A 14,563-nucleotide genomic window follows, 5' to 3' on the forward strand; every position below is an offset into this window, starting at 1 on the left:
CTTAACCAGCCTAGTCGCGCGCACCAAACCAACGACGATACATCGCATCGTAGGTTCCGTCTTCACGCAGGGCTAGCAGAGTTCGATTGACCTCTTCCACACGTGGCGACCCTTCGGGGAAGATGATTCCGTAGTTTTCCTTTAGAAACACGGATCCGACGGTGCGGCCAAAGCGGGCGCCTTCGTGGGTAGCGTAGTAACTCAGAATTGGTGCGTCAAACACGACAACCCGGATGTTGCCCGTCTCAAATGCGTCGATCAAATCCGTCAGCCCATTATAGTCGCGATACTCAATCTCGCGCCGGTCGAGAAACCCAGCTGCTGTTGACCCTTTGATGGTACCAACGCGTTTGCCATACAGATCATTGATTGAATTCACCGACCCGGTGATCGCATCAACGGTCATGACTGCAGTGATTTTTGCGACGAATACGGAAACCACAAACAGCGACGACACCACCAACACGACGCCAAACATTCGACCAATCGGCGTGCGCGGCACACGTTCTTCGAAGCCGCCGTTCACAACAAGGTTCAGTGCCCACCAGAACGACGGGAACCAAGCCTCTTTCAACGGGCGATCAAAATAAGGCTGAGCACGGCGTTCGAATGTCCACATCAACATACCGCCGCCAGCCAATAGCACAAAGGCTATGCCAATGGCCGCCAACAAGTCCCAAGACAGAACCGCCTTTAGCAGTGATGGCGATTGCAAGTCATCGACATGAACCATCATCTGCAAGCCGCTTTCAAAAATCGGCTGACTGAAATCCATATCAATTTCACGAGCGGCAGTGATTGATATATTGGCAATCGCCAAGTCAGCCTCGCCACCCTGAACCTGCCCAAGCATGTCGGAGAATGCGTCAACTCGGTTGACCTCGTACTCCCACCCCAATCGGTCAGTCAGTTCCCCCAGCAGCTCGATAGAGAACCCCGTATCGCGGCCATTTTCAGTAAATGAAAACGGAGGCCGAGTGACTGTGGCAACGGAGAGAGTCTGCGCAGTTAGGGTCTGAGCCCAAGCCAAAAGCAGAATGAAAAGAGTAACAAAAGTTCGCAACGAAGAGCCAATCAGATCATAATCTTCCAGATCAGCGTTTTTATGCCGAACACGCCTGTCGCGCAAGTGCACAATAATTAGGCAATTCGACGTTCTGCCAAAACTGTTGCATCAAAGGACCGCAACACTGGGTACTTTGATTGGCCATGTTCAGGCAGACTTGATCTGTCCAGCCCTGACAACAGGCTTGCTGCCAACCGCATCTTATCTCTACGCAGGCGACCGATAAACAGGCTTTCTACCACGGCACCACCCGCCAGCGGCGCGTCATGGTCGGGCAAGAGCAATTGCATATAAGTCATCGTCGGCTTGTCGATTTTGGGGCGATAGGCTGTATGGGTGGCAAGCAAATGACAGGCTGGCACCAATACTGATTGCTGGCCAAACAGGTACTCAACCTCTGACCCGGACAGCACCAACCGCTGCGACGAAGCGACGTCGATATCCTGTAGCAACCCGAAATAGGGTGCCCGCAGCCGAATGGGTTGGAACGTGCCAACTGTCGGCATTTCACGTTTCAAAACATGCAAAACCGGAACCGTTGCCCCATCGCTTGTCAGCACCAGATCCCCCCGCTGAAGGCTTGCCAACGGCCGGTACCCCTGCGGTGTCGCAATCGGTGTATTTTCGGTCAGAGACGGCATAGGGCCAACCGGCTCTATCTGATCCGACAGCGCCAGATACTGCACGTCCGTCGACACGAAACGAAATGGGCCGTGCTGCAGCAGCGCCTTCAGATCCGCCAGACGCCATGGGCGCGGTTCCTTAAGATCGATAATCTGCGCCTGACCACCATCCGCGCGCTCTAGCGCCAAACGCCCCCAGCGCCGTGGTGCATCCCACGAATATGTCAGCCGCAACACATCGGTTCGACCCGCTTCGGTAGGGTTCAGGGTCCAGTGCCCAAGTGTGCCTGACTGCTCCAACACCAGGTTCAAACCACCGCCCGGAACCGCCCTAAGCGCCAGTTTCACAGGCCAGTCCCCATCTTGCGCAAACAGGACCAACGGCTCTGGTCGCAGCGTATTTGGCAACCTCATTTCAACAACCAAGGAGCCCTGGATCATTAGAGCATCTGGACTGGCATCCTGAAATTCGCGGATCATATCCGCTTCACTTTCGTTTGAATTAGAATGTGAGGAGGACACTGCCAGCCAAGCCATCGGGTCAGGCTGCCTGCGTTGCTGACAACAGCTTTGCTTCGTATGACTTCAGCGTAGGTCGAGCTGCGCCACCGTATCCATCACCTGTGGCTGGATCCAATTCAGGAAACAACGTGCAGATCTCGTCGACCACGGGCTGCTCCAATAGATTGGTCGTCTGCGGGCCCGGCAAGAAGCTCTCGGTCTCCAAGCCCTCAGAGAAAATCACCTGATGGCGGTCAAACATCAGATGCACATAGGTAACCTCGCCACCGGGGCAACGGGTGACCGAGCGATCATTCAGTAGATCTTTGGCGGCGACCAGAACTTCTGCCTCGCCAAACAGCAGTTCGGCCAAGCTATCACGCACAAGAACACGGTGCTGGGGCGAAACCTGCAAATCACGGTGCGCCCCAAAGGTTCCCGCGCGGATGTGAATGGGGGCAAAGTCGCCTTCTGCCTCGACCAAGCGAGCACCAACCCAACGGATGGGCTGCGCTCCGTCATCACGTGTCATAACCAAGTCACCGGGCTGTAGATTTTCGACCGGCAGTTCCCCGTAAGGCGTGCGGATCATTGATCCGGCAACGAAACAAGGGATCGAGCTGGCGTTGACAAAACCGGTGTCAGAATTCGACCCGTTAGACGCTGTGTAAGTGAAGTTGAAATTCTCGACATCGCCGTCACCGGTCAGTGTCAGTGTTCCATCAGCATTCAATAGAACTGTCTGACCTGTGTTCAGCGTCACGATGGAACCTGCCGAAACCCCGACACCATTCACATGCGTTATGGTCAAAACGCCGCCGGAACTATCAATATCGTTGGCCAACACATCGATGGTTTTGCTGCCCGTTGGGTAAAGGTTGGTGGAATCTTCCATCGCCACCAAACTGGTTTGCACCGAATCCCCGGCGATCAACAGGTTACTGTCATACTGGCTGTCCGAAACATCGGCGATGCCGATCCGGATCGTGTTTTCGACCCCCGGAGTGACGTTCATGGTCAGCGTCATGGTGACCGTCAGCCCGTCCATCTCGGTGTTATAGGCACTGCCCGAGTTATCCAGAAACAGGTTTTCATTGTTGGTGGCGTTCACGTTGCCAGGGTCGGCGTCACCATTGCCAACAACCAGGTCGACCTGTTCTCCATTGATCCAAACGCCTACAAAATCCTGATAGACGGAGTTCTGAAACTCGGGGTATTCTTCGGACGAAAAGATGAACTGCATCGTCATTATCCCGGAGTCGGGAATAAAAGTGACGTCTAGATATGAGGCATCGTAGGTGTTGGTCCCGGCGGCGGCATTGAAATCGGAATTGTTATTCTCACCGCTGGAGTCTCGGGATTGGTTGTCGTCCTGGTTCGCCTGTCCAGATCGGTTCGTATATTCCTTTGCCCGGCCAGTGGACAAAATTACTCCGGTGTCACCGGGAGTGGCACCAGGGGCAATGCTATCGCCATTTGAATAGATCGCCGAGGACCTGCTGTCCCCAGTATAGCTGGCGCTGACGACTGTGACGCCATCGCCGAAAATTGCGTCTGCCATCTGAATGGCACTGGCATTCGTCTTATAAGTAAGCTCTGATCCTGCAACCATGTCTCTGCCCCATTCCTCAATGAGACAACACATCCAACGCGAGGGTTTTCCCCCGTCGTTTTACACGGACCCCGCCTGTTGACGGTGGTTGATACTGAGGTCCCGCTATTACGGTGACCACTGTGCTCGGATGCCCTGCCTCGGGTTATTTGTTAATATTTCCTTAACACGCGAATCCTCCCCCTGTCATCCGAACTTGATAATTCACGCCATGGCGCTGCTTTTGCGCCACATTTTCGATGCCTGCCGGAAAACACCAGAATTGCACCGCCCTTGAAACCACGCTACGCCGAAGCAACCCACATTTTCCGGAGCCTACTGATGCCTTCAATCGACCCCGCCCGCCTGACCGCCGACTTAATCCGCTGCGCCTCGGTTACCCCGGTTGAGGGTGGCGCGCTGGTTTTGCTGGAAAAGCTGCTGACCGAGGGTGGGTTCACCTGTACCCGTGTAGATCGCGGCGAAGTCAGCAATCTGTTTGCCCGCTGGGGCGACAAGGGACACGCACAGACATTTGGGTTCAACGGCCACACCGACGTGGTGCCACTGGGGGATGAGGCCGCCTGGACCATGCCGCCGTTTGGGGCCGAGGAAAAAGACGGGTTCATGTACGGCCGCGGCGCAACGGACATGAAATCCGGGGTTGCCGCCTTTGCAGCGGCTGCCATTGATTTCGTCCGCGACACGCCGCCCAATGGCTCCATCATCCTGACCATCACCGGGGATGAAGAAGGCGAGTCGGTGGATGGGACCACAGCACTGTTGGATTACATGGACGCCGAAGGGGAACAGATGGCGGCCTGTTTGGTCGGCGAACCCACCTGCCCCGACACTATGGGCGAGATGATCAAGATCGGTCGTCGTGGTTCAATGTCGGCTTGGTTCAATGTTACCGGCGTTCAGGGGCATTCGGCCTACCCACATCGTGCCAACAATCCGCTGAACGCGATGGTACGGTTGATGGATCAGCTGGCCAGTCACGAGTTGGATCAGGGCACTGAGCATTTTGACGCCTCGACACTGGCGGTTGTCACCATCGACACTGGCAATAGTGCTACTAACGTTATCCCTGCCATGGCAAATGCAACGGTGAATATCCGGTTTAATGACGCCCATACCGGTGCCGACCTTAGCCAATGGCTACGTGACAAATCTGCCAAGGTTGCTGCTGAGTTTGGTCTGGAAATCGACGTCAAAATAAAGATTTCTGGCGAGAGTTTCATCACGGCACCCGGCCCATTGTCGGATCTGGTTTCCGCATCGGTCGAGGCTGTTTGTGGTGTAAAGCCTGAGCTGTCGACCACTGGCGGAACCTCAGACGCTCGGTTTGTAAAAAGCCACTGCCCAGTCGTAGAATTCGGCCTTGTTGGCCGCACCATGCACCAAGTGGACGAACGGGTTGAGGTCGCACAGATCCACCAGCTCAAGGCGATCTATGGTCGTATTCTGGCGGACTATTTCAAATGAGCTATTCGATCTCAGTGATCGACAACCACGAGGCCTGTTACGCGTTGCGACATCAGGTTTTTGTTGGCGAGCAAGGCGTGCCTGTTGAAGAGGAATGGGACGAGCTGGACCCCGTCGCTGCGCATTTATTGGCCACGGACAACGATGTGCCTGTGGGAACTGCGCGCGTTGTTTATCAGGACGAGTTTGCCAAAATTGGCCGGGTTTGCGTATTGAAATCAGCCCGTGGAACCGGGTTGGGCGCTGACCTGATCAGAGCCGCCGTGCAACTGGCCAAGGACAAACCCGGCATCACTAAGGCCAAGCTGGGTGCTCAGCTGCATGCCTTGGGGTTCTATGAAAAGCTGGGGTTTTCGGTGTATGGGCCGATCTATCTGGATGCTGGCATTGAACACCGCGACATGGTGCTGGCGCTATAGTGAAGCCCACCCTGATCATCATGCTAAAGCTGCCGCGGCCGGGACGGGTGAAAACCAGACTGGGGCGGGATCTGGGTATGGTTGGGGCAGCCTGGTGGTTTCGCCATCAATCCACGCGACTGATCCGGCGGTTACGGGATCCACGATGGCAAATTGTATTGGCGGTGGCGCCGGATAATGCGGTGACTGCGCGTGTCTGGCCTGCCGACCTGCCACGCATTCCACAAGGGCGCGGGGATCTGGGCCAGCGCATGGCGCGGATGTTGGGGGCTGCGGCGCCCGGTCCGGCCTGCCTGATCGGTGCGGATATTCCCGACATCACACGCACCCATATCGCCCGCGCCTTTGCCGCGCTTGGGGATCACGACGCAGCGTTTGGACCAGCCACCGATGGTGGATATTGGCTTGTCGGGTTGAAACACCCACAACGCCAGCCGCGTGACATGTTTGCCAATGTCCGATGGTCCAGCGAACATGCGTTAAGCGACAGCATGGCGGCCCTGCCAGATTACCGTACCGCCCTAACGGACGAGCTGAGCGACGTTGACACGGCCGCCGATCTGCAGAGATCCCGACCGAATTTTTCCCAATGACCTTGGCCGCTGGCCATGTTAGGCGGGGATTATGAGCCGTATACCTTCTAAGGCAGAAATCCTCGACTGGATCTCAGCTAACCCGACCCTCACCTCGAAACGCGACATTGCCAAGGCCTTTGGTATCAAAGGATCTGACCGCATTGATCTGAAGCGCCTGCTGAAAGAGCTGGAGGCCGAGGGCCACCTGCAAAAGCGCAAGAAGAGCTATGGCGATCCGGATCGGTTGCCGCCGGTATCTGTACTGCTAGTCAAAGCGCCGGACGACAACGGTGATCTGTTCGCGCAGCCGCTAGAGTGGCACGGTGAAGGCGTCGAACCCATTGTGCTGGTGCTACCACGTGCCAGCGATCCAGCGCTGGGACAGGGCGACCGTATTCTAGCCCGCCTGACCGTGGTGCACGAGGATGACCATAATTATGAGGCCCGGCTGATCCGCCGCATCGGCACCAACCCAAAACGGTTGCTGGGTATCTTTCGCAAACGGTCTGAAGGTGGCCGCATCGTTCCCATCGACAAGTCAGCCGCATCTGAGTGGATGGTCGCCGAGGACGCTACCCACGGTGCGCGTGATGGCGAGCTGGTTGAGGCCGAGCAGGCAGGCCCCAAGGGCCGTATGGGTCTGCCCCGCGCCCGTATCGTTGAACGCTTGGGCGATCCATCCGCTCCCAAGGCGGTGTCTTTGATCGCTATTCATCAGCACGGCATTCCTGACAGTTTCCCCGATGCTGCGGTTGAGGAGGCCGACAAGGCCAAACCTATGGAGCTGAAGGGGCGAACAGATCTGCGTGACATGCCGCTGATCACCATCGACCCGTCAGATGCACGCGACCACGACGACGCCTGCTATGCCCATGCCGATGACGACCCCAAGAACCCCGGTGGCCATGTAGTTTGGGTCGCAATCGCAGATGTTGCCGCATACGTGCGCCCCGGCACCGCGCTGGACCGCGAGGCCCGCAAGCGCGGTAACTCTAGCTATTTCCCTGACCGCGTTGTGCCGATGCTACCCGACAGGCTTTCGGGCGACCTGTGTTCGCTGCACGAAGGCGTACCGCGCCCGTGTATCGCTGTGCGTATGCAGTTGGATGCCGAGGGCAACAAGATCGGGCACCGCTTTGAACGCGCCCTGATGCGGTCCGCCGCCTCGCTGCACTATGCCGAAGTCCAAGACGCAATGGATGGCGCACCGAATGATCGCACCGGGCCGTTGCTCGACGATGTGATCAAGCCGCTGTACGCTGCCTACGGCGCCCTCAAAACCGCCCGTGCCGCCCGGCAACCGTTGGAACTGGACCTGCCCGAGCGGAGGATCATTCTGGACGACAACGGCACGGTCCGTTCTGTCAATTTCCGGGAACGTCTGGACGCGCATCGCCTGATCGAAGAATTCATGGTGCTGGCCAATGTCGCCGCTGCTGAAACGCTGATCGCCAAACGCGCGCCGCAATTGTTCCGTGTTCACGAGGAACCGTCGCCGGAGAAGCTGGATTCGCTGCGCGAAACCGCATCTGCCGCCGGGCTGACACTGGCCAAGGGTCAGGTGCTGCAGACCCGGCATCTGAATGCCCTGTTGAATGCAGCCGCTGGCACCGACGAGGCCGAGCTGATCAACATCTCGACCCTGCGTTCGATGACGCAGGCCTATTATGGCATCGAGAATTTTGGCCACTTTGGTCTGGCGCTTCGCAACTACGCCCACTTTACCTCGCCGATCCGCCGGTATGCCGACCTGATCGTGCACCGGGCGCTGGTTACATCGCACGGCTGGGGCAAGGACGGGCTGGACCCGGCCGAGATCGAAAAGCTGGAACAAACCGCCACCCATATTTCCGACACCGAGCGTCGGTCGATGATGGCCGAACGGGACACCACGGATCGCTATCTTGCGGCATTTCTGTCAGAACGAGTCGGCAATGAATTTACCGGCCGTATCAACGGCATCGCTCGTTTTGGTGCCTTTGTGAAACTGGATGAAACTGGCGCTGACGGGTTGGTCCCTGTCCGGTCTCTTGGGCGAGAATTCTTTCACTTTGACGGTGAAGCCGGAACTCTGATGGGGTCGGACACAGGGTTGATCATTGCGATTGGCCAGCAGGTCACTGTGCGCCTGACCGAGGCGACACCGGTAACCGGCGGGTTACAGCTGGAACTGCTGACAATTGATGACAAGCCCCTGCCCCGTGGCGGTAGCCGCAGCCCGGCGGGTCGCTCTGGTGGGAAGCGAAAGCAGGCCAAGGCCAAGCGCAAATCTGACAAGATCAAGCGCAAGGTTGTTCGCAAAAAGCGCTAATGGCGTAGGGTGCGGGCAAGCGCACGCACCCTTACTTACCCAGCAATCGCCTCGCGGATGTGATAGGTCAGCGCCCGTTTGATCAGCCATCCGTGACGTATGGGCTCAACCTCGTCAGGGTGATCAAATAACACCGCCCGCGTACCTTCGACGCGATCCCAAGCCGGAAATGTCATTAGATACTCGGGGATCAGGCGGCTTTGGCAATGAACGAACATCGCAAACTTCGCCCCTTTGGGCACACCCAACCGCAAGGTTGATCCGCTTTTACTGTCGGATGTCAAATATGCGGGCTGCCCCCAGCGCAAGGCCTCCTCTACCCGGCCAACGGCAGGATTTTCGGCAGCAGTGTCAAAGATCAATTCCCGAAGGGTCAGAAGCCCAAGCCGGGCGTCTACATCCTTGAGGTCAAAGGCTTCCTCGATCTTTGCGCTGGAGAAGGAATACTTCATGACAGGGGAACGGCCTCTTTGAATACCCGATCAATATAGCCACTTAGCACCGGATCGTCACTAATGCGTCTTACCAGATTGGTTTTCACCATGGTCGAGCGCATCGCCTGCAACATAGAGGCAACGCTAAAGTCCGCACTGGTGATCTGTGCCCCCATCAAAAAGGGGCTATCCTTCAGCAAATCCGTCACCGCCTGTAGATCCTGCTCCAACCGGCCCGTGCGTTCACTGTCGTTGAAACGCCCCGTACCCTGAAAATCCAGACCAGAGCGAACTGATTTCCGGATGGATCCTGTAACGGGGCGGCGGATCAAGGCGGGAATTGATCCGAAATAGTTGTCACGAATAGTCGGCCAGACCTCCTCGTTCACCCAACGATCCCGCACCACATGGAAATACAGCGTATCCTCGGCCATACGGATCAGTGCCTGTGCGTGGGCCTTGTCACGCGATGAAAGACCGGGGTCAAAATCCGTTCCATTCGCTTCAAGGTGGCGGCGAATGTTGTCACTGTCTGGCACTAGTCCACCGGGTGTGCGCAGCACCGGTAATTTGCGATGGGGCATTTTGCGTGGATCGTTCAGATCTTCGCGCTGAAACGCCTGACCGGCGTATGTCAGCAACAACCCCGCTTTGACGCAGAAAGGGCTAAGGCTGAATACATCGCCGTGACGAGGATAAGTAAGCAAGGTCAACATCTGTCATATCCTGTGTTTGAAACTTGACTCCTTGTAGTCCGCCCCTAATGACAATTTTTGTCATTAGGGGTAGATACGGTGAGATATGTCTAGAACGCTTCGCCTATTTCAATTGATGCAAGCCCTGCGCCAGGGCCCCGGCCCAAAGACCGCAGCAGGTTTGGGAGAGGAACTTGGCGTGTCGGGGCGTAGCATTCACCGCGACATTGCCACATTGCGGGAAATGGGGGCGATCATTGACGGTGAAGCTGGATATGGGTTTACCCTCATCGAAGACAACGCCCTGCCACCCATGGGGTTTCAGGATACCGAGCTAGAGGCACTGGTTCTGGGGCTACGCGAAGTGCAACAGATTGGCGATCCCGATCTGGCGGATGCAGCAGGTGAGGCGCTGCGTAAATTACAGGGCCGATTGCCCCCCCGCCAATCGCACCGGCTGCGCCACGCCGTTCTGGCCGCCCATCGGTTCAAACGACCGGAGCCGCCCAGCATTCAGGTTGCTGACCTGAGAGAGGCTACTTGGGATGAGATGGAAGTGTCGTTCGGCTATACCGACGCCAAGGGGGCGACGACGACTCGGCAGGTCAAACCACTGGGATTGGTTTACTTTGACCTCTCAACCGTGCTGATCGCCTGGTGCCTGCTTCGACAGGACGTGCGGATCTTTCGCCTGGACCGTATGTCAGAGCTTCAGGTTACTAAACAAAGCTTCCGGCCTCATCGTGTAGCAATGCTGCGCGACGCTTTGGTTAAAATTCGGGCCCAGAGAGAGGATAAACCGTACGGGGCTTACCCACATGAAACGGCGGAACCCCGCGAGCCAAATGACTGAGCACTTTTGCCATCGCTCCTAACCGGGTACATTGGTTTCGAGCAGAATAAAAATGAGGTGCAGAATGCGCGTTTTGGTTTTGGCCAGTGTTATGGCTTGTCTGGTGGCGACCCAGTCCGTTGCCGCCCCGGCGATGTCTTTGCGACCAGAAGGTCGGCCTGACGGAGTGGCTACTGATTCCGGCAATTATCAAACAGCTGCTGTGACCGCATTACGCCCTACCGCAAGACCTGTTGTCGCAACGGCCATTGCTCCACAAACTGTGGCAGCAAACCGGGACTTTCAGAATTGGATCAAAGGATTTCGAAAGCGTGCGGTGGCACAAGGAATTACCCACCGAACCCTAGACCGTGCCTTTCGATCAGTAACCTACGACCCCGAGGTTATTCGTCGTGACCGAAACCAATCAGAGTTTACCAAGTCGATTTGGGACTATCTTGATACCGCCGTTTCCGACAAGCGGATCAAGAATGGCAAGAAAGCCCTGCGTGCCCAGCGTCGTCGTTTGCAGCAGATTGAGGCAACCTATGGCGTCGACAAAGAGGTGGTTGTGGCTGTCTGGGGCATGGAGAGTTCATACGGGACCTACCGTGGAGACATGGATGTCATACGATCGCTTTCGACCCTGGCGTTTGACGGTCGGCGCGGTCGTTTTTTTGAAAGCCAGTTGATTGCCGCCCTGAAGATCTTGCAAGCTGGAGATGTCCCACCTCGCAAAATGACCGGAAGCTGGGCCGGTGCGATGGGGCACACTCAGTTCATCCCGACATCATATCTGGCATATGCGGTGGATTTCACCGGTGACGGAAAACGCGACATCTGGTCCGACAACCCCAGCGATGCCTTGGCCTCCACCGCGGCCTATCTGGCACGGTTTGGCTGGGTCAAAGGACAGCCCTGGGGTGTTGAAGTGAAGCTGCCACGCGGTTTCAACTATGGGTTGGCCAGTCGGAAGATCAAGAAGAGCCCGGCGCAATGGTCCGCGCTGGGAGTTAAGGGTATCAACGGACGGCCCGTGCCCAATTACGGGTCCGGCTCAATTTTACTGCCTGCGGGCGGAAATGGCGCCGCCTTTATGGTTTTCAAGAATTTTCAGGTGATTGAACGTTATAACGCCGCTGATGCCTATGTGATTGGCGTGGGGCACCTGAGCGACAGGATCAAAGGCGGGAAGCCGATCCAGCACCCATGGCCACGTAACGACCGGGACCTTAGTTTTGCCGAACGCCAGGAGCTGCAGAAACGGCTGACGCAACAAGGATTTAACACGCAAGGTGTGGATGGGAGAGTTGGCCCCAATACAATCGCGGCGGTTCGTGCCTATCAAGTTGCAAATGGTTTGGTCCCGGATGGGCATCCCTCGCTTAGTCTGTTGAAGAAATTGCGATAGCAGGAAGGGGGCCAGCTATTTGATTGGCTTGGCAAAGCAGCGCGGTTTTGCGTCACTCAATTGAAAAGGCCCCCGCGCTTGCAGGGGCCTTTTTTAGTCTTGATGATTTCGTTCTTAGCTTGGCGACATGCCGCGCAGGCGTTCTGAACGACGCCGCAGCAATTCAAGCGTAGCCAGCAGTGCAATCGAAATCGCCACCAAGATTGTTGCCACTGCCAGGATGGTTGGCGAGATTTGCTCGCGCAGGCCAATGAACATCTGCCATGGCAGTGTTTTCTGCCCAGCTGACCCAACAAACAGCACCACAACCACTTCGTCAAACGAGGTGATGAAGGCAAACAGACCACCCGAAATCACACCCGGCAGAATCAGTGGCATCTGAATTCTGAAGAATGTGGTGACAGGATCTGCGCCCATATTCGCAGCGGCGCGTGTCAGCGAGCGGTCAAAGCCCACAAGCGTGGCTGTCACAGTGATGATCACAAACGGAATACCCAGCACAGCGTGAGCCAGAACCACCCCAAAGTAAGTTCCCTGCAGACCTAGACGGCTGTAGAAGAAGTACATGCCAGCAGCTGAAATGATCAGCGGCACAATCATCGGCGAGATCAGGATCGCCATGATAGCCCGACGGAACGGAACATGTGGTTGGCTGAGGCCGATCGCGGCAAGTGTACCAAAGCTTACTGACAGCAGTGTTGCCATCGGCGCAATCCGAACCGAATTCCACAGCGCGTTTTGCCAATCCTGGTTGCTGAAAAAGTCGCGATAGTGCTTGAGCGAATACCCTTCGGGATCAAACCGCAGCATCTCAGGCGTGAACGTAAAGAAGTCCTGCGAGTTGAAACTTAGCGGCATAACCACAAGGATCGGAGTGATCAGGAACACAAAGATCGCACCGCAGATCACACGGAAAGTGAAGTGCCACAAGACCTGGCCAGATGTCAGGTAAGGAGCCAGACGGGAACGGTACCGTGAGGTGGCGAGCCAGAAGATAAACCAGCCAGCGAACCAGCCGAACAGACCGCCAACAACAGCTGCTGGCAATCCGGCAAGGACAAAGCCAATCACGATAAAGACAGCAAGAAGTGCCCACCGGATCGGTTTTTCCTTGTCCGTCATGCTGGTGAAGACAAACCCAAGAACGGCCAGCAACGCTGCACCGATCACGATCCCCATAAGGCCCGAGCCCTGTGAGGTACCGACGAATAGCCCAAAAAAGGCCCCGGATGCAGCGGCGACCGCTGCTACAAAACCGGGTGTTTGATTTTCTACAGGTGTAAGAGCCATCTGTTTTATCCCAGCTTCACGTTGTCGATGCCCACAATCTTGTCATAGGCCCAGTACAGGACCAGCACGACCGCCAGCAGAATCGCGCCAAGCGCAGCTGCCAGACCCCAGTTGAGCGAGGACGAGATGTGGAAAGCAATCCGGTTGGAGATGAAGACACCTTTGGTGCCGCCGACCAGTTCCGGGGTGATGTAGTAACCGATTGACAGGATGAACACGAGAATCGAACCCGCGCCAATACCCGGTACAGACTGCGGGAAATAGACCCGCCAGAACGCTGTCCAGTTGGTGGCGCCAAGTGATTTTGCCGCCCGTAGGTAAGTTGGCTGGATCGTCTGCATCACCGAGTACATCGGAAGGATCATGAACGGCAGTAGAATGTGTGTCATGGCCACGATGGTACCAAACTGGTTGTTGATCATAACGAGGCGGGACTCATCTGCTACCAGCCCCAGCCAAACAAGGGTTTCATTGATGACCCCCTGCTGCTGCAGCATGACTTTCCATGCGGATGTCCGTACCAGCAGCGATGTCCAGAAAGGCAAAAGCACCAGGATCATCAGCATATTCGCGCTACGAGCTGGCAGGTTGGCCAGGATCCAAGCAACTGGATAAGCCAGAATAATACAGCTGATGGTGATGACCATCGACATGAACATCGTACGCTTGAAGAGAACCCAATAGATCTGCTCATCCTCGGGACGCCATTCAGCACCCTCGGCACCTTTTTGTAGGTCTGCCGCGTTCAGGAAGTAGCCATTGGTAAAGTTCGGCGAATAGGTTTGAATGGTTCGCCAAGCATCGGGATCACCCCAACCCTCATGAATCGCGATGAACTGCTCTTTGAACGGGCCTCCGTTTTCGACATCCCACTTTTTGACCTTGCGGCCAGCCTTGCGGAACATCGAGGAAATCCCCGGTTTCTCGTAGTTTAGACGCGACCCAACGCGGGTGTGTAGCTTTGCTGCGGCAGCGATTTTGAGATCTTCTGCCAATGCTGCGTAAACCGCCTCATCCGGCGCTTCGCCGCTATTCGCGTCCCATTCTCTTAATGCCACAACAGTACGCGGCAACGTGTCTGAGACAATCTGGTTCTCTACCGATCGGAACAACATGTCACCGATAGGGAGAATAAATGTAATCAAAACAAATAGAAGCAGTGGCGCAACTAGCATCAAAGCTCGGATTTTTTGCATCCGAAGAGCACGGGCCAAGCTGCGCTTTAGCGGTGTGCCATCAGCCGCCAGCACCGGGCCGGACTGGGTTGTATCGCTCATGTCTGGAGTCCCCGTCGGGTGTTTTTTGGTGGAGTCAGGGCCTGCCACAA

13 protein-coding genes are annotated in these 14,563 nt (G+C 56.3%); 6 read left to right on the forward strand and 7 right to left on the reverse strand.

Features of this window, described 5'->3' with window-relative positions; all coding sequences use genetic code 11:
* Positions 1-10: 10 nt before the first annotated feature.
* From DL239_RS05525 to DL239_RS05535, 3 genes are all read right to left on the reverse strand, one after another.
* Positions 11-1,063, reverse strand: a complete 1,053-nt coding sequence (locus DL239_RS05525; RefSeq protein ID WP_167683056.1) for a transporter substrate-binding domain-containing protein — start codon at positions 1,061-1,063, stop codon at positions 11-13.
* A 77-nt stretch (positions 1,064-1,140) separates the two neighbouring features.
* A complete protein-coding gene (locus tag DL239_RS05530) occupies positions 1,141-2,169 on the reverse strand; it encodes a Hint domain-containing protein (RefSeq protein WP_240931747.1) in 1,029 nt (342 codons plus the stop codon).
* A gap of 61 nt (positions 2,170-2,230) precedes the next feature.
* The gene (locus DL239_RS05535; RefSeq protein WP_167682997.1) at positions 2,231-3,802 is read right to left on the reverse strand and encodes a Hint domain-containing protein; all 1,572 of its coding nucleotides are present in this window, start codon (positions 3,800-3,802) and stop codon (positions 2,231-2,233) included.
* Positions 3,803-4,123: 321 nt separating this feature from the next.
* On the opposite strand from DL239_RS05535, the gene dapE reads away from it, so the two are divergent.
* The 4 genes from dapE to rnr are packed head-to-tail and all read left to right on the forward strand — an operon-like array spanning position 4,124 to position 8,574.
* Positions 4,124-5,269, forward strand: a complete 1,146-nt coding sequence (dapE, locus tag DL239_RS05540; protein ID WP_167682998.1) for a succinyl-diaminopimelate desuccinylase — start codon at positions 4,124-4,126, stop codon at positions 5,267-5,269.
* On the forward strand, positions 5,266-5,688 hold the full coding sequence (locus DL239_RS05545; RefSeq protein ID WP_167682999.1) for a GNAT family N-acetyltransferase: 423 nt from the start codon (positions 5,266-5,268) through the stop codon (positions 5,686-5,688). The genes dapE and DL239_RS05545 overlap by 4 nt, the downstream gene beginning before the upstream one ends.
* Positions 5,688-6,281 (forward strand): TIGR04282 family arsenosugar biosynthesis glycosyltransferase, encoded by a 594-nt coding sequence (locus DL239_RS05550; RefSeq protein WP_167683000.1) that lies wholly within the window; start codon positions 5,688-5,690, stop codon positions 6,279-6,281. The genes DL239_RS05545 and DL239_RS05550 overlap by 1 nt, the downstream gene beginning before the upstream one ends.
* Before the next feature lie 31 nt (positions 6,282-6,312).
* Positions 6,313-8,574 (forward strand): ribonuclease R, encoded by a 2,262-nt coding sequence (gene rnr / locus DL239_RS05555; RefSeq protein ID WP_167683001.1) that lies wholly within the window; start codon positions 6,313-6,315, stop codon positions 8,572-8,574.
* 35 nt (positions 8,575-8,609) lie between these two features.
* On the opposite strand, the gene DL239_RS05560 is transcribed toward rnr, so the two are convergent.
* The gene (locus tag DL239_RS05560) at positions 8,610-9,026 is read right to left on the reverse strand and encodes a DUF1801 domain-containing protein (RefSeq protein ID WP_167683002.1); all 417 of its coding nucleotides are present in this window, start codon (positions 9,024-9,026) and stop codon (positions 8,610-8,612) included.
* Complete coding sequence (locus DL239_RS05565) at positions 9,023-9,724, reverse strand: glutathione S-transferase family protein (protein WP_167683003.1); 702 nt, start codon at positions 9,722-9,724, stop codon at positions 9,023-9,025. The genes DL239_RS05560 and DL239_RS05565 overlap by 4 nt, the downstream gene beginning before the upstream one ends.
* Positions 9,725-9,809: 85 nt before the next feature.
* Between DL239_RS05565 and DL239_RS05570 the strand changes: the two genes are divergently transcribed.
* Together DL239_RS05570 and DL239_RS05575 are read left to right on the forward strand one after the other, a co-directional pair.
* The gene (locus DL239_RS05570) at positions 9,810-10,556 is read left to right on the forward strand and encodes a helix-turn-helix transcriptional regulator (protein WP_167683004.1); all 747 of its coding nucleotides are present in this window, start codon (positions 9,810-9,812) and stop codon (positions 10,554-10,556) included.
* A gap of 64 nt (positions 10,557-10,620) precedes the next feature.
* Positions 10,621-11,946 (forward strand): lytic murein transglycosylase, encoded by a 1,326-nt coding sequence (locus DL239_RS05575; protein ID WP_240931748.1) that lies wholly within the window; start codon positions 10,621-10,623, stop codon positions 11,944-11,946.
* A 114-nt stretch (positions 11,947-12,060) separates the two neighbouring features.
* Here DL239_RS05575 and DL239_RS05580 read toward each other — a convergent pair whose 3' ends face one another.
* Together DL239_RS05580 and DL239_RS05585 are read right to left on the reverse strand one after the other, a co-directional pair.
* A complete protein-coding gene (locus DL239_RS05580; protein ID WP_167683006.1) occupies positions 12,061-13,236 on the reverse strand; it encodes an ABC transporter permease in 1,176 nt (391 codons plus the stop codon).
* Between the two features lie 5 nt (positions 13,237-13,241).
* A complete protein-coding gene (locus tag DL239_RS05585; RefSeq protein WP_167683007.1) occupies positions 13,242-14,513 on the reverse strand; it encodes an ABC transporter permease in 1,272 nt (423 codons plus the stop codon).
* Positions 14,514-14,563 lie beyond the last annotated feature (50 nt).

The organism is Parasedimentitalea denitrificans, from assembly GCF_011813015.1.
GTDB classification, from domain to species: Bacteria; Pseudomonadota; Alphaproteobacteria; order Rhodobacterales; family Rhodobacteraceae; genus Parasedimentitalea; species Parasedimentitalea denitrificans.